This is a genomic window from Streptomyces sp. NPDC015127 (genome assembly GCF_043080095.1).
Lineage (GTDB): Bacteria > Actinomycetota > Actinomycetes > Streptomycetales > Streptomycetaceae > Streptomyces.
In genome coordinates this window covers 185,256-199,754 of the sequence record NZ_JBIBVE010000014.1, presented here as the reverse complement: position 1 = coordinate 199,754, position 14,499 = coordinate 185,256, and the positions used below count along the sequence as shown (strand labels likewise).

The following is a 14,499-nucleotide window of genomic DNA, read 5'->3' as shown; positions in this document are numbered from 1 at the left end:
AAGAACGTGACCCGCGGTGACGGGACCGGCGCCACAGGCGTCGACCCCCAACAGCTCTGGCTGAACCCCGGCCGGTCCGGCCGAGGGCGCAAGCCCGCCTTCAGCCGCGAGGCGATCACCACGGCCGCCGTCGCCCTCGCGGACGCCGAAGGGCTGGAAGCGGTCACCATGCGGCGCGTCGCCTCCCGGGTCGGAGCCGGCGTCATGTCGCTCTACAGCTACGCTCCCGACAAGGAGACACTGCTGGAACTGATGGTCGACCACGTCAGCGGAGAACTCCCGACGGACGACCCCCTCACCGGCGACTGGCGCACCGACCTGAAGGCCATCGGCCACTTCCAGCGCGCCCTGATGCTCCGTCACCCCTGGCTTCCCGCCACGCTGACCACCCGCCCGACCCTCGGCCCGAACACGCTGGCCTTCCTGGAACGCGCACTCGCCGCCCTGCGGCCCACCGGCCTGGACGGCGCCGCGCGACTGGAGGTCTTCAGTCTGCTCACCGGCTTCGTCGCCGGGCACGTCGGCTACGAGCTCTCCCGGTCGGCAGCCGCTCACTCGTCCGACCGGGCCGCGGCCGAAGCCCCCTACCTCGCGGCCGTCGCCGCCGACGGCCACCACCCGGAACTTGCCGAAGCGCTCTCCGCACCCGGACGCCCCCTGGGCCCCGACGCCACGTTCGCCCGGTTCCTGGACCGCATGGTCGACGGACTCGACACCGACTGACCAGGTACGCGACCACCGCTCCACCCTTGCCGACGATCAGCCGGCGCTGGTAGAAAGCGATCACTCAACCCCACCACGGGACAACGGCGTTCGTGGACCGTCCGCCCGCAGACGCCGCGTGCTCCCGCCGCGCTGCCGGCTCGTGCACAGATCGTGAGAACCGATGCCCGTCGACGCAGACGACCGCCCCGCCTTCCTGCTGCTGCACGGCTGGCAGCACCACCGCCCGGAAGGCCACTGGCTGCGCTGGCTGGACGGAAAGCTGAGAGAGGCCGGTCACGACTCCTCCTACCCCCAGTTGCCCGACCCGGACCGGCCGGACCTCCAGACGTGGCTGGACGCCCTGGACGAGCGGCTCACGGCTGTGCGGGGCCGGGAACTCGTCGTCGTATGCCACAGCCTCGGCTGTCTGCTGTGGCTGCACGCGGCCGCGCGCCGGCCCGGCCGGGTCCTGGCCGACCGCGTGCTGCTGGTGGGGCCTCCGGCGCCGGAGACGGCAGCCGGGTATCCGGAGATCGCCGCGTTCGCCCACCCCGGGGCGACGGCGCAGCACATCGCCGCAGCCGCGCCTGCGGGCACCCGGCTGGTCGCATCGGACAATGATCCTTACTGCCCGCAAGGCGCCGCGGCCGCCTTCGCGGCGCCGCTGGACCTGGACAGCGACCTCCTGCCCGGCTGCGCGCATCTGGACCTCGACGCCGGCTACGGGCCCTGGCCCGCCGTACTGGACTGGTGCCTGGACCCGGCCGTACGCATCGTTCCGGCGACGACCTCGTCCGGGGCGGACGAGGTCGTCGCCGACTGAGCGCGTACGCACGCGTCATGAGCTTTGCAGTGCTGTGCTGAAGGCGTCCATACAGGAGGAGCAGTAGCGTTCGACGGCTGCTTCGTGTTCCGGTGCCGCGGCAGTGGACAACTCCAGGGGGACTCCGCACAGGGGGCTGGCAGGCGTTCCCTTGGTGATGACATGCCATATCAGTTCGCCTCGGTCGGCTGTGGCCTCGGCGCGCATCTCGTACATCGGCGTGCCTTTCTGTCGCGGGGCCGGCAAGCGGCCCGTTCCCCATGGGAGCCCGTTTCGGCCGAACGGACCAACGGTGATGGGCCGAACGGTGGAAAAGAAGCGGGAGCGGTTTACCGGGCGGACGAGCGGATGTGCAGGACCGCCCGGTAGGCCGGTCCACGGGGACCCACCTCCACGGTGCCACGCGGCGCCGCACCCCGCTGAGGACGGGACCGCGCGGAGCGCGGGGCCGCGCTCGGCGGCGGCCACGGGCCGGGGCCGTGTCCGGGGGGCGCGCTGGGCCGCCCCTGATCGCGTTGTGGTCACGGACGTGTCCGGGGCAGGCGCTCGTCCGGTGGTGTCGCCGTCACCGCTGGGTCTTCGCGGCACGCGTGGTGGGCCGCGAGCGTGTTGCGGGCCACGGGCCGTGTTGGAGCGCGCGGGGCGGCTGCCATTGTGTCGCCGTCACCGGCCGGGGCTTCCGGGCGCCGCTCGGCAGGCCGCGATTGTGGTCACAGGTCGTGTTCGGGGCGCGCGCTGGGCCGGCCGCGACCGTTTCCGCGGTCGCCGACCGGGCCTTGCGGGGCAGGCGCTGGACGGCCGTGATCGTGTTGAGGTCACGGGCCGTGTGCGGGGCAGGCGCTCGCCCGGGATGGTGTCGCCGTCGCCCCTGGGTCTGGGTAAGGCGCTCGCCCGCGATGGTGTCGCCGTCACCGGGCGGGTTCGTGGCGCGGGCTGGGGCGGCCGGAACGTGCGGCGGGGCTCCCGCTTGGCCGGGCCGCCGTCACCGGCCGGGTCCGGGCAGACGTTGGTTGCGCAGTATGGGGCCGGTCTGCCGGCCGGCACGCATTCGCCGCGGCGTTGCCGGGGCCGGCAGTCGACGGCACGTCCCGCCGGTGTGTGGTGAAGACGGTCGCCGCCCGCACGGCCGGCCTTGCCGCGGGCAGGCGACCGGGACTAAGGTCGGCCGCGTGACTGCCGGGTCGGCCATGGGCCATACACACGTGAGGCGCCCGGCCCCGGCGTGAGCCCGAGGCGGGCCAGAGCCCCGCCTTCTCCCTCCGCGTCCTCGCCTCCGGCGCCCGCGCGTGGCGCCGTGTCCCAGTGCAGTCCACGACCCGGAGACACCTCACCGATGCCACACGATCAGCACGACCGTCACGATTCGCCGGTCACTGCCGTCCAGCTGAACCACACCGCCGTCTACGCCCGCGACCCGCAGCTGTCGGCCCAATTCATCGCCGCCGTCCTGGGCCTGGAGGTCGGTGCCCGATTCGGGCCGTTCCTCCCCGTCGACCTCGGCAACGGCGTGACACTCGACTACTACGGCAAGAGCGACGAGCCGATCCAGTCGCAGCACTACGCGTTCCTCGTCCCCGACGAGCAGTTCGACGGCATGATCGCCCGCCTGGAAACGCTCGGCGTCACCTACTACGCCGACCCCAGCCACACCGAACCCGGCCGGACCAACGACCTCTTCGGCGGTCGCGGCGCCTACTTCGACGACCCGGACGGCCACAACATGGAGATCATGACCACGCCTTACGTGCGGCCCTGACGGGCTGCCGGGGGCGCCGGACGGACACGGGCCGCCCGTCGCCCGGGTTCTGCGGGCGGGACCGGTGGTGGGCCTAGCCTGCCCCCATGGCCCTGGAGGTGTGATGTCCCCCGTCGATCCCGTCCGCGAGCCGGTGGCGGTGACCCGCGCGCAGGTACTGAACCACCGTGCGGCGGTCCACCATCTCGAACACCCGGCCGCCGACCCGCTGCGCGACGGCGTGGTGGTGGCCGGGGTGCAGGACTCCCCGCCCGGCCGCACCGCGGCCGTCGCGCTGCGGGCCCGCGGTGAGCGTGCCGATCCCGGACACCTCGCCCTGGTCCACTCCATGCGCGCCGCCGCACACCTGCACCGGGCCGAGGACCTGGCGCTGCTCGCCGCAGCACTTCGTCCTGACGACGCCCGCGAACTGGCCAGGGACCACCTCGGCCCGTTCGGCGAGGACCTGACGGCCGAACACATCGGCTTCGCCGCCGCGGTCGACCAGGTCGCCGAGGCGATGCGGGCGGTGACCGCGGACCGGCGCGCACGCACCAAGGGCGAACTGAGCACCGCGCTGAACGAGGTGGTCGACGCACAGCTGCGCCCGTGGTGCCAGGGCTGCGGCGTACATCATGTGCAGGACACCCTGTTCCGCTACGCCACCTTGCAGGCGGGCCTGTGCATCGCGGTGCACACGTCGGGGCCGTTCCACTACGTCCGTTGGCCCGCCGGCCGCCGGCGCGGGCCCGGTCCGCAGGAGAGCCGGCGCCTGCTCGTCCGGCGGTTCCTGCGGTGGTGCGGCCCGGCCCGGCCCGTGGACCTGGCAAGGTGGCTGGCTCTCACACCGGCGGCGGCCCGACAGCTGTGGGACCCGCTCGGCGACCGGCTCGACGAGGTCTCCGTCGACGGGCGGCGCGGCTGGATGCACCACGAGGATCTCGACGAACTGCGAACCGCGCCCGCCGCCACAGGAGTACGGCTGCTGCCGCCCCACGACCCGCTGACCGAGCTCGCCGACCGCGAACTTCTTCTGCCCGACCGGGCCCGCCGCGGCGCTGTCTGGCGTGCCACGGCCCGCCCGGGTGTCCTGGTCGTGCGCGGCGAGATCGCCGGCACGTGGCGGCAGCGCGCCGCGGCAGGCCGTGTGACCGTCACGATCGAGCCGTTCGGCACCCTCACCGCCACCGAACGCCGCGCCGCCCGCGATCACGCCGAGGCGCTGAACGAGAGCGCGGGACAACACGTGGAGACCCGGTTCACCCCGTGAACCGGTGGCCGGCTCGCCTGCTCCGCGTCCCGTGCCGCCGCTGCCCCCGAGCTCGGGCCTCCTGCTGTTCCGCTACGACAGGGTATCGGTGACCACGGTCGCCGCTTCCGCGATGAGCTTGTTGTCGAACTCCTCGTCCTTCTCATCGCGGTTCGACATGATCGCCACGACGATGGGGGAGGAGTCGGGGGGCCACACCACGGCGATGTCGTTGCGGGCGCCGTAGCCGCTGCCGCTTCCGGTCTTGTCGCCGACCACCCAGCCCTCGGGCACTCCGGCCCTGATGAGTTCGGTGCCGGTGACGTTGGTCCGCAGCCACGTCGTGAGCTGCGCGCGTTCGGCCTCGCCGAGGACGCCTCCGAGAACGAACGCGCGCAGGTTCCCGGCCATCGCCCGCGGCGTACTCGTGTCCCGCGTCTCGCCGGGGGCCCATCGGCTCAGTTCGGGCTCGCGGCGCTCCATCCGCGTGACGTCGTCCCCGAGTTCCGCGAGTAGTGCGTCGAGGCCCCGGGGCCCGCCCAGTTGGTCGAAGAGCAGGTTGGCCGCCGCGTTGTCGCTGTAGCGGACAGCGGCCTCGCACAGCGCCCGCAGGGTCATTCCGGTCTCGACGTGCTTCTCGGTCACGGGGGAGTGGTGGATCAGGTCGTTCCGTGAGTACGTGATCACGCGGTCCATCCCGCCCGGTGAGTGCTTGCGCAGCACCGCACCGGCGGCCAGTGCCTTGAAGGTGGAGGCGTAGGCGAACCGTTCGCCGTCCCGGTAGGTGACCTCGCGCCCGGTGCCGGTGTCGACGGCATAGACACCCAGCCGCGCGTCGAACCTGCGCTCGAGCTCCTGGAATGTGCCGACGAACGGCTTCGCGGCCGCGCTCGGCCTCGTCGTCCCCGCGGACGGAGACGACCGAGTCGACGCGGCCTGCGATGTGCCGCCTTGGCCGCAGGCGGCGAGCGGCATGAGAGTGAGCAGGGCGAGCGCGCCGACAAGGGTGCGCCGGACACGGTTGTGATGCATGGTCCGAACCTCCGAAGGGGCCCCGTACGCAGGGCGGACGAGGGAGGGAACGACGGTGCGCCCCGTCCCGGTGCGGTCGTTGGTGCCGGGACCACCTTCACCTCCTGGTGGCCATGCGGTCCAATACCGCCCTGCGCTGTTTCATGCCGAACTCGCATAGATGCCGGCTGTGGATCTGGTGGGAGCATGTCGGGCGTTCGTCAGCGTCAGCGAGCGCGGCACCGTCGAACTGCTCCAGGCCCTGTGGACGCCGTCGGCGACCCAGGTCGCCCGCCGGCTGCGGGACCACCTGCGGCAGCTCTAGGCCGGGCGGGCACCGGGGGCACGGTCGCCGCCGGAGCGGCGGCGCACCACGACGTCGAGCGGTGCGCGGAAGGAGAGCAGCCCGAGCATGGTCGGCGGTGAGCCGGGTTCCGCGAGCGTCGCGTCCGGAAGGGCCCGGGCGGCCGCCCGCAGAGCGACCGCGGCTTCGGTGCGTGCCAGCGACGCGCCCAGGCAGCGGTGGCGTCCCGCACCGAACGACAGGTGGTGCCGGATGTTCTCCCGATGCGGGCACAGACGGCCGGGGTCCTCGAACACCTCGGGGTCCGATCCGGTGCCCATCAGCATCAGCAGGAGCTGCGCACCGGCCGGCAGGCGCACACCGGACAGCTCGGTCTCGCGTGCGGTCACCCGGCGCCAGGTGGTGACCGGCGGCTCCCGGCGCAGTATCTCCTCCACCCATGCCTCCGCGAAGCCGTCATCGGCCGCCACCCGTGCCCAGACCTGCGGGTCCTCCACGGCGCGCAGCAGCGCCGTGGAGATCAGTTGCCCGGTGGTGGACTGCCCGGCGATGAACACGAAGAAGCACACAGCCACGGCGGTCGCGGCGTCCAGTGGCGTCCCGTCCGGCCTGCGGTACCGGCGCAGGCCCCCGATGAGCCCGTCCGTCATGGTGGCCGCGGAGACCTGGGCCGTCAGCCATTGGTGGAACGCGCCGACCTGCTCGGCCAGCTGCAACTGCCGTTCGGCCGGAGGGCGACCGTAGAACAGTTCCAGTGAAGCGTCGCTCCACGCCGCGAGTGTGTCAGCGGATATGCCCTCGATGCCCAGGAGCCGCATCATCACCCGGCACGGCAGAAGTCGCGCGTATTCGGCGGCCAGGTCGCAGGAGTCGCCGACGGCGTACCGGGGCCGCAGAGCGTCCAGCATCTCCGAAGCGGTCCGCTCGACCATCGGCACGGCCGCTGCCACCCGCTCGGCGTTGAAGAAGCGCATGACCAGGCGCCGAAGGTCCGCGTGGTCGGCTCCCCGGTTGTTGGCGAGGGCGGGCGGCAGGGAGAAACCGGCCCTGGCGAGCGTGCGCAGTACGGACACGGGCAGGCGTGTCACGGAGTGCTGGGCGTTGTCGGGCAGGTACGTGGCCGGATCCAGCAGCACGCTGCGCACATCGGCGTAGCGGCTGACCAGCCACAGGCCGTTCGCGGGATCGAAGTGCACGGGTGAGGTGCGCCGCAGCGCCGCGAGCGTGGGGTACGGGTCGGCGACGAACAGCGGGTCGAAAAGGCCGGGAAGGCCGGTCGGCAGGGGTGCCGGACGTGTCTCCGTGCTTGCCACGCGCGTGTTCTCCGTCAAGGCGTGCGGACCATCACCCGACGGGGGACAGTTGATCAACGCTGCCCGCTCGGGGCCGAGGCCACACGATAACCGACGGGGTCCGCCGGCCACGGTGCGGGGCCCCGCCCCGGAGCAAGGCCGGCTCAGACGGTCACGCGCGATGCCGTTGCGTGCGGCATCGGCGGCGCGCCGTCTGATGCCCGCGTCTCATGCCAGGACAACCGCCGGAAGGGGTTGTTCGGAACATGCTCTGACCTGCGCTGATAGCATCCGTCGGCAGCAGGCTGCGGCTTTTGTCGGGCGTCCCGGCCGCCTAAGGTCACTGGAGGAAGCTGACGTTCTGGGCGAGGGCGAGGCGGCCGGAGTAGTTGATGGTGTTGGTGGCCGGACGCATGTAGGCGCGCCAGGCGTCGGAGCCGGACTCGCGGCCGCCGCCGGTCTCCTTCTCGCCGCCGAAGGCGCCGCCGATCTCCGCGCCGGACGTGCCGATGTTGACGTTGGCGATGCCGCAGTCGGAGCCTTCCGAGGACAGGAAGAGCTCGGCCTCCTGCTGGTCGCGGGTGAAGATGCTCGAGGACAGGCCCTGCGGGACGTCGTTGTGCAGGGCGATGGCCTCCTCCAACGTGTCGTAGGTCAGCACGTACAGGATCGGGGCGAACGTCTCCTCCCGGACGATGTCGGTCTGCTCGTCGACACGGACGACGGCCGGCTCGGCGTACGCGGCCCGGGGTGCGGCCTCGGCCAGGCGCCGGTTGCCGCCCGCGAGGACCTTCCCGCCCTGCGCCTGCACGCGGGCGAGGGCGTCCTGCATGGCGTCGAGAGCCGTGCCCGTGATGAGCGGACCCACGAGGGTCGACTCGTCGAACGGGTCGCCGATGGGCAGCTTCCGGTACGCCGCGGTCAGCCGTGCGACCAGGGTGTCGGCGATGTCCCGGTGGACGATGAGCCGGCGCAGGGTGGTGCAGCGCTGTCCGGCGGTGCCGGCGGCGGCGAACACGATGCCCTGGACGGCGAGATCGAGGTCGGCGGACGGCGCGACGACGGCGGCGTTGTTGCCCCCGAGCTCCAGCAGGCTCCGTCCGAAGCGGGCCGCGACACGGGGGCCGACCTGGCGTCCCATGCGGGTGGAACCGGTGGCACTGACGAGCGCGACGCGGGGGTCGTCGACGAGCTTCTCGCCGATCCTGCGGTCGCCGAGCAGCAGACGGTGCACGTCGCGGGGGGCGCCGACGTCCTCGGCGGCCTGGGCCAGCAGCCGGTCGCAGGCCAGGGAGATGAGCGGGGTGAGTTCGGACGGCTTCCAGACCACGGTGTCGCCGCAGGCCAGGGCCACAGCGGTGTTCCACGACCACACGGCCGCGGGGAAGTTGAACGCGGAGATGACACCGACGACACCGAGCGGGTGCCACGTCTCGGCGAGGCGGTGGCCGGGCCGCTCGGAGGCGATGGTGCGGCCGTAGAGCTGCCGGGACAGGCCGACCGCGAAGTCGCAGATGTCGATCATTTCCTGGACCTCGCCGAGCGCCTCGGAGCGGATCTTGCCCGCTTCGACGGTGATGAGGTCGGCCAGGTCGCTCTTGTGGTCGCGCAGCAGCTCGCCCAGCCGGCGCACGAGTTCGCCGCGTCGGGGAGCCGGTGTGGTGCGCCAGGTGAGGAAGGCCTCGCGGGTGGCGGCGACGGCTTCTTCGGTGTCGGCAGGGGTGGCGGCCGTCAGACCGAAGAGGTCCTCGCCAGTGATGGGGGTGCGGGCGTGGAAGTCGGTGCCCTCGGGGACGGCGACGCCGATGCGCTCCAGGCTCGTGCGGGCGCGGGTGCGCAGGTCCTCGGTGGTGGGCAGGGTGGTGACGGTCATGATGCTCCTTCGGAGGTGGATGTCAGTCGAGTGCGCCGTCGAGTCCCAGGTCCCGGGCGACCTGGGCGACGGAGCGGTTCTGCTGCTGCTCGTAGAGGGCGAAGGGGTCCAGGACGTCGCGGCCCATGGCGCCGGACAGCCATGCGCTGTCGTAGGCGGTGCCTGCCAGGTCGTTGTTCCTGGAGCCCTCGCCGCTGAGGTTGGACTGGAAGATGCCGGCCGCCGAGCGGGGCAGGAAGTCCTCGTAGACGATGGGCTCGGCGCGTGCCCAGCCCTGCTCCACGAGGTCGGCGACGCGGGTGGGCGGGCGGCTTCCGTCCCGCGGGCGGTCGGGTGCCGCACGGTAGGTGAAGTAGGCCAGGCCCTGGGCGGCCAGCTCGTGTTCGCTGCCGGGCATGTGCTGTTCCCAGACGGTCCGGGCGAGTTCGCCGCGGTCCGTTCCGGGGTGGCCGGCCGCCTGCTGGTCGATCAGTCCGAGCAGCCGGTCGTAGAGCGCCCGGCCGGTGCGGGTGAGGGCGATGCCGCGGGCCTCGACCTCGCCGAAGCGCACCCGCAGGGCGCCGTTGATGACGCTGCCGTCCGGGGTGCGCAGTGCGCGGGGCTCGGCAAGGGCCCGGAAGGACGTCTGGCGCAGCAGGACGTCGGGGCCCTTCCAGCTCGGCGGTCCCTGGATGGTGTCGATCATCTCGATGCCGCGCTCGGTCATGCGCCGGTACAGCTCGTCGATGTCCAGGACGCGCGGGGTGAGGTGGTTGATGTGGGTGCTGCGCACTCCGCCGATGTCCGCGGCGACGGCGGACACCTGCTCCAGGGTCTCGTACCAGGCCTTGTCGATGGGCTCGGTGGACAACTCGAAGGCAGCCACAGCGAGTTCGAGGAACCGCTCGGCATCCGCGTCGGGCAGCTCCTGCTCGGCCTCGGCACGATCGGCCAGGACGAGCAGCTCCGGCGGGAACAGCTCGCGGCCTGCCAGGAACGCCTCCAGGCGGGAGCGCAGATCGGCGTCGAAGAACCGGGGGTCCGCGGGGGTGAGCATGGAGGTGAAGACGCGGAAGGGATTGCGCGCCAGTTCCTCGCCGTCGACGGGACGGAAGGCGGTGGAGATGACGGGGACCGCGCTCGCGGCGGCCTCCCGCAGATCGTAGAAGCCGACCGGGTGCATGCCCAGGGCGCCGAAGACACGGGCGACCTGCCGCAGCTCCTGCGGTGTGCCGACCCGGATGGCACCGTGCCGTTCGGCGGTCACCCGGCCGATGGAGCCCAGGCGTTCGGCGTCGGCACCCCGGGCGCGCAGAACGTCCTCGTTGACCTCGCGGGACACGTCCACGAGCGTGGTGTAGGCGGGGACCTCCCGCCCGTACATGTCCGAGAGCCGCGCGGCGAACGCGGCGCGCAGCTGCCATTGACTGATCATCGACGGTTTCCGCCTTTCGATGGGGAGTTCACACCACGTGGGCTTCGGGACGGATCTCCGCTCCGGTCCGGAAGCGGTCTGCGTGGAGGGGGGAGATGTCGACGCACGGCGTGCGGTCCAGGTACAGGTCGCGCACGATCTCGCCGACGGCGGGCGCCTGGAGGAAGCCGTGGCCGGAGAACCCGGTGGCGTACAGGAAGTTGTCCAGTTCGCCGGAGCGTCCGATCAGCGCGTTGTGGTCGGGCGTGACCTCGTACAGTCCGGCCCAGCCGCCATCCGTCCTCATGTCGGCCAGGGCGGGGGCGTGGCGCCGCGCGGCGGCTCGGAAGAGGTCGAGCCACTCCGCGGTCCAGGTGGTGTCGAAGCCCACCGGCTGGCCCGGGTCGGCCAGGCCGAACAGCAGTCCGTCGTCACTGTTGTGGAAGTACGCCGACGACGAGAAGTCGATGGTGAAGGGGATGCGGGGCGCCGGGGGTGTCAGCGGCTCGGTGAAGGCGAGCTGGCGTCGCACCGGACGTACGGGGAGGTCGATGCCGACCATGTCGCCGATCTGTCCCGACCATGCGCCCGCCGCACACACGACCGTGGAGCAGGAGATCACGCCGTGGTCGGTGTGAACGGCCGTGACACGGTCGCCGGATGTGTCCATACCGGTCACCGCCGTGTTCGTGGCGAACGTGACGCCGGCCCGGGACGCGGAGTCGGCGTACCCCCTCACGACCAGGCCGGGCCGGGCGTGGCCGTCGGTGGGTGAGTAGGCGGCCGCCACCAGGTGCTCGGGACTGATGTACGGACACAGGCGGCGGGCCTCGTGCGGAGTGATCATGCGGCTGGGGACGTCCAGGCTGTTCTGGATCCCGACGGCGATCTCGAAGTCGGTGGCCTGCCGGGCGTCGGTCAGCAGGAAGAGGTACCCGACCGTCTCCAGGCCGATGTCGGCACCGGGACGGTGCGGGAAGTCCCGGAAGGCCCGCAGACTGCGGCTCCCCAGCTCGATGTTGAGCGGGTCGGAGAACTGGGCCCGCACGCCGCCGATCGGCTTGCCCGAACTGCCGCTGCCCAGGTCGCCGCGTTCGACGACGACGATGTCGTCGACCCCGGCCTCGGCCAGGTGGAACGCGATACTCGCACCCATCACGCCACCGCCGATGATCACGACATCGGCGGCGGGCGGAACGGTACGGAAGGTGGATGAGGTGGACAAGAGGCCGATCCCTTCCAGAGGCCGCGCCGGAGACGAATCCTGTTCGGGGCGCGGCTGTCAATGTGCGGGAGAGAACTGCTGATCAGCTGTCTGTGCGCCATCGTGACGTACCCCAACCGTTGACGTCTATGAACAGTTACTGCGGCTGACCTATTAGGATCTCTATATGGACTGGACGAGTTCCCAGTTGCGCTCCCTGGTGGAACTGACCCGGCGCGGAACCATCACCGCGGTGGCCCAGGCTCTGGGATACACGCCCGGCGGCGTGTCCCAGCAGATCGCCGCGCTGGAGAAGGCCACGGGCATGGAGCTGCTGCGCCGGGTGGGGCGGCGGGTGGAGCTGACGGACGCCGGAAGGACGCTGGCCCGCCACGCCGAGCGGATCCTGTCCACGGAGGCCGAGGCGGTCGAGGCCCTGGAGCGCAGCCGCAACGAGATCTCCGGAGTACTCCAGGTCGGGCTGTTCGCGACAGCCGCCGCCGAGATCCTGCCGCTGGCCCTGCGCCGGGTGCGCGAGACGCATCCGGGGTTGGCGGTGCACAGCCGCGACATGGACGTGGACGAGGTGTACAGCGCCGTCGCCTCCGGCGGCGTGGACCTGGCGCTCGGTCTGGACTACCCGGATGTGCCCATCCCGCGCGATCCGGCCCTGCGGGTGACGCAGCTCTACCGGGAGCGCTTCTCCCTCGCGGTGCCCGCCGGGTCGATGGCCGGCCGTGACGAGATCGCCCTCACCGACACGCAGCACCTGGGCTGGATCCTGCCGTCGGCCGACAGCTACTACGGCCGCGCCGTACGCACCGCCTGCCGGCGGGCCGGCATCGAACCGGACGTGCAGCACGAGGTGACCGACACCGCGGCCACCCTGGCACTGGTCGAGGCGGGCATCGGAGTGAGCACCGTGACGGATCTGATGCTCCGGCTGCGCGCCTCACGCTTCGACGTGGTGAGGCTGCGCGAGACGATCGAACGCCACATCGTCGTGGTGTTCCGTTCCGCCGCGGAGCACCGGCCCACCGTGGCGGCGCTGGTCGACGTCCTGCGGGCGGTGGCCGGGACCCGGCGCGGCGAGCCGTAGTCCGCTCAACGCGGCTGCGGAAGGCCGGGGTTGGGACCCGGCCGCCGGAGCGGAAGGCCCCTGTCCCGGGCATGGCTCCCTCGGCCCCTGGCATCCGGCACCAGCTCTGCTTGCCCTCAGGGACGCAAGGTGTCGCGCTGAACTCTCTGTTGCCGGGACCGGGTCGTGCGTGAGGGTTTCAGGCCAGTGGTGACCCACGCCACGACGGTGGCCCGTCGTGCCGCCGTTGCCTGACAGGGAGCGAGCGATGTCCCCCGATCACACCCCCGAATCCCCTCTTTCCGCGTTGCTGGGAAGAGGACCGCGTGGAATCTTCCGGCGAACACTTCCCTCGGAGCAGCCCACCGGCGCCCGCATGGTGCGCACCCTCGGCCTCACCCAGCTGACGATGATCGGCATCGGTGCCATCATCGGGGCCGGCATCTTCTCTCTCGCCGCGGCCGTCGCCCGGGACGTCGCCGGGCCCGCCGTGCTGATCTCGTTCCTCGTCGCCGGGGCCGCCTCGCTCTGTGCGGCCTTCGCCTACGCCGAATTCGCCGGCATGGTCCCCAAGGCCGGCTCGTCCTACACCTACTGCGCCGCGGTCCTCGGGGAGGTCGTCGGCTGGATCGTGGGATGGGACCTGCTGCTGGAGTACACCGCCATCGTCGCCGTCGTCGCGATCGGCATGTCGGGCTATCTCGGGTTCCTGCTGGAGGCCGTCGGCATCCATCTGCCGGTCTGGGCGCTGGGCGCCCCCGGCACAGGGCCCGGTCACCGGATCGACCTGCTCGCCGTCGTGATCTGTCTCGGCGTGGCCTGGCTCCTCACCCGCGGCACCCGCACCTCGGCGCGCGTCGAGACCGTGCTGACCATCATCAAGATCGCCATCGTCCTGCTGGTGATCGTGGTGGGCTTCACCAAGGTCGACACCGGCAACCTCACGCCCTTCGCACCCTTCGGTCTCGGCGGGGCGTTCACCGGGGCGGCCACGGTCTTCTTCGCCGTGTTCGGCTACGACGCCCTGAGCACGGCCGCGGAGGAGTCGGTGGAGGCCCGGCGCAAGCTGCCCAAGGCGATGATGCTGTCGCTGGCGATCTCCATGGGCCTGTACGTCCTGGCCTGCATCGTGCTCACCGGCATGCAGCACTACACGGAACTCAACCCCAGCAGCGGCATCTCCAGCGCCTTCGCGAGCGTCGGACTCGGCGGCCTGGCGAACGTGATCGCGGTCGGCGCGGTCATCGGCATCGTCACCGTGACCTTCTCCTTCATGATGGGCGCCTCCCGCCTGTGGTACGCCCTCAGCCGTGACGGTCTGATGCCCGCCTGGTTCGGCGCCCTCCACCCCAAGCGCAAGGTTCCCCACCGCGCGACCTGGGTCATCGGCGTCGTGTCCGCGGTGCTGGCGGGTGTGCTGCCCATCAACGCCGTGGCCGAACTCACCAACATCGGGGTCCTGCTGGCCTTCGTGATCGTCTCCGCGGCCGTACTGATCCTGCGCTACCGCAAGCCCCACCTCAAGCGCGGCTTCCGCTGCCCGGGCATGCCGTTCGTGCCCGTCCTCGGCATGGTCTTCTCCGTCTGGCTGATGTCGTTCCTGACGTGGGAGACCTGGATCCGGCTGGGCTGCTGGCTGCTCGCGGGCCTGCTCTTCTACGCCTTCTACGGGTACCGCCGCACCCGCAGGGTCATGCCGGGCGGCTCGGTCGACCTCGACGCCCTCGACGAGATGACCGACACCGACGAACCCGAGCAGCGGCCCGAACACGCACAGGTCCCGTAGGCACCGCGCCGCTCACCCCGGTACGGCGGCGGCTCCCACGCCCGCA

General features: G+C 71.8%; 12 protein-coding genes. 7 read left to right on the top strand and 5 right to left on the bottom strand.

Annotation, left to right across the window (positions count from 1 at the left end; translation table 11 throughout):
• The first annotated feature begins 6 nt into the window (after positions 1–6).
• From ACF08N_RS27270 to ACF08N_RS27255, 4 genes are all read left to right on the top strand, one after another.
• Complete coding sequence (locus tag ACF08N_RS27270) at positions 7–723, top strand: TetR/AcrR family transcriptional regulator (protein WP_392327328.1); 717 nt, start codon at positions 7–9, stop codon at positions 721–723.
• 163 nt (positions 724–886) lie between these two features.
• On the top strand, positions 887–1,528 hold the full coding sequence (locus tag ACF08N_RS27265; RefSeq protein ID WP_392327327.1) for an RBBP9/YdeN family alpha/beta hydrolase: 642 nt from the start codon (positions 887–889) through the stop codon (positions 1,526–1,528).
• A 1,333-nt stretch (positions 1,529–2,861) separates the two neighbouring features.
• The gene (locus ACF08N_RS27260; protein WP_392327326.1) at positions 2,862–3,284 is read left to right on the top strand and encodes a VOC family protein; all 423 of its coding nucleotides are present in this window, start codon (positions 2,862–2,864) and stop codon (positions 3,282–3,284) included.
• A 103-nt stretch (positions 3,285–3,387) separates the two neighbouring features.
• Positions 3,388–4,533, top strand: coding sequence for a DNA glycosylase AlkZ-like family protein (locus tag ACF08N_RS27255; RefSeq protein ID WP_392327325.1), 1,146 nt, complete (start codon positions 3,388–3,390; stop codon positions 4,531–4,533).
• A 72-nt stretch (positions 4,534–4,605) separates the two neighbouring features.
• On the opposite strand, the gene bla is transcribed toward ACF08N_RS27255, so the two are convergent.
• Positions 4,606–5,544 carry a class A beta-lactamase gene (bla, locus tag ACF08N_RS27250; RefSeq protein ID WP_392327324.1) on the bottom strand — a complete coding sequence of 313 codons (939 nt, stop codon included), beginning with the start codon at positions 5,542–5,544 and terminating at the stop codon, positions 4,606–4,608.
• A gap of 160 nt (positions 5,545–5,704) precedes the next feature.
• On the opposite strand from bla, the gene ACF08N_RS27245 reads away from it, so the two are divergent.
• Complete coding sequence (locus ACF08N_RS27245) at positions 5,705–5,848, top strand: hypothetical protein (protein ID WP_392327323.1); 144 nt, start codon at positions 5,705–5,707, stop codon at positions 5,846–5,848.
• Here the strand turns inward: ACF08N_RS27245 and ACF08N_RS27240 are convergent.
• The 4 genes from ACF08N_RS27240 to ACF08N_RS27225 all read right to left on the bottom strand — a co-directional run bounded on the left by ACF08N_RS27240 (position 5,845) and on the right by ACF08N_RS27225 (position 11,610).
• Positions 5,845–7,140, bottom strand: a complete 1,296-nt coding sequence (locus tag ACF08N_RS27240) for a cytochrome P450 (protein WP_392327322.1) — start codon at positions 7,138–7,140, stop codon at positions 5,845–5,847. The genes ACF08N_RS27245 and ACF08N_RS27240 overlap by 4 nt on opposite strands.
• A gap of 319 nt (positions 7,141–7,459) precedes the next feature.
• Complete coding sequence (locus tag ACF08N_RS27235; protein ID WP_392327321.1) at positions 7,460–8,992, bottom strand: aldehyde dehydrogenase family protein; 1,533 nt, start codon at positions 8,990–8,992, stop codon at positions 7,460–7,462.
• A gap of 22 nt (positions 8,993–9,014) precedes the next feature.
• Entirely contained in the window at positions 9,015–10,406 is a 1,392-nt protein-coding gene (locus ACF08N_RS27230) for a 2-oxoadipate dioxygenase/decarboxylase family protein (RefSeq protein ID WP_392327320.1), read from the bottom strand.
• Between the two features lie 28 nt (positions 10,407–10,434).
• Complete coding sequence (locus ACF08N_RS27225; RefSeq protein WP_392327319.1) at positions 10,435–11,610, bottom strand: NAD(P)/FAD-dependent oxidoreductase; 1,176 nt, start codon at positions 11,608–11,610, stop codon at positions 10,435–10,437.
• 166 nt (positions 11,611–11,776) lie between these two features.
• On the opposite strand from ACF08N_RS27225, the gene ACF08N_RS27220 reads away from it, so the two are divergent.
• The gene (locus ACF08N_RS27220) at positions 11,777–12,688 is read left to right on the top strand and encodes a LysR family transcriptional regulator (RefSeq protein WP_392327318.1); all 912 of its coding nucleotides are present in this window, start codon (positions 11,777–11,779) and stop codon (positions 12,686–12,688) included.
• A 355-nt stretch (positions 12,689–13,043) separates the two neighbouring features.
• Positions 13,044–14,453: an amino acid permease gene (locus ACF08N_RS27215; RefSeq protein WP_392327317.1), complete on the top strand. Its 1,410-nt coding sequence runs from the start codon at positions 13,044–13,046 to the stop codon at positions 14,451–14,453.
• The last annotated feature ends 46 nt before the right edge of the window (positions 14,454–14,499 follow it).

Coding starts and splice junctions, on each gene's coding strand:
- ACF08N_RS27265 (WP_392327327.1), top strand. CDS start 887: ATGCCCGTCGACGCAGACGACCGCCCCGCCTTCCTGCTGCTGCACGGC.
- ACF08N_RS27260 (WP_392327326.1), top strand. CDS start 2,862: ATGCCACACGATCAGCACGACCGTCACGATTCGCCGGTCACTGCCGTC.
- ACF08N_RS27255 (WP_392327325.1), top strand. CDS start 3,388: ATGTCCCCCGTCGATCCCGTCCGCGAGCCGGTGGCGGTGACCCGCGCG.
- bla (WP_392327324.1), bottom strand. CDS start 5,544: ATGCATCACAACCGTGTCCGGCGCACCCTTGTCGGCGCGCTCGCCCTG.
- ACF08N_RS27245 (WP_392327323.1), top strand. CDS start 5,705: ATGCCGGCTGTGGATCTGGTGGGAGCATGTCGGGCGTTCGTCAGCGTC.
- ACF08N_RS27235 (WP_392327321.1), bottom strand. CDS start 8,992: ATGACCGTCACCACCCTGCCCACCACCGAGGACCTGCGCACCCGCGCC.
- ACF08N_RS27230 (WP_392327320.1), bottom strand. CDS start 10,406: ATGATCAGTCAATGGCAGCTGCGCGCCGCGTTCGCCGCGCGGCTCTCG.
- ACF08N_RS27220 (WP_392327318.1), top strand. CDS start 11,777: ATGGACTGGACGAGTTCCCAGTTGCGCTCCCTGGTGGAACTGACCCGG.
- ACF08N_RS27215 (WP_392327317.1), top strand. CDS start 13,044: ATGGTGCGCACCCTCGGCCTCACCCAGCTGACGATGATCGGCATCGGT.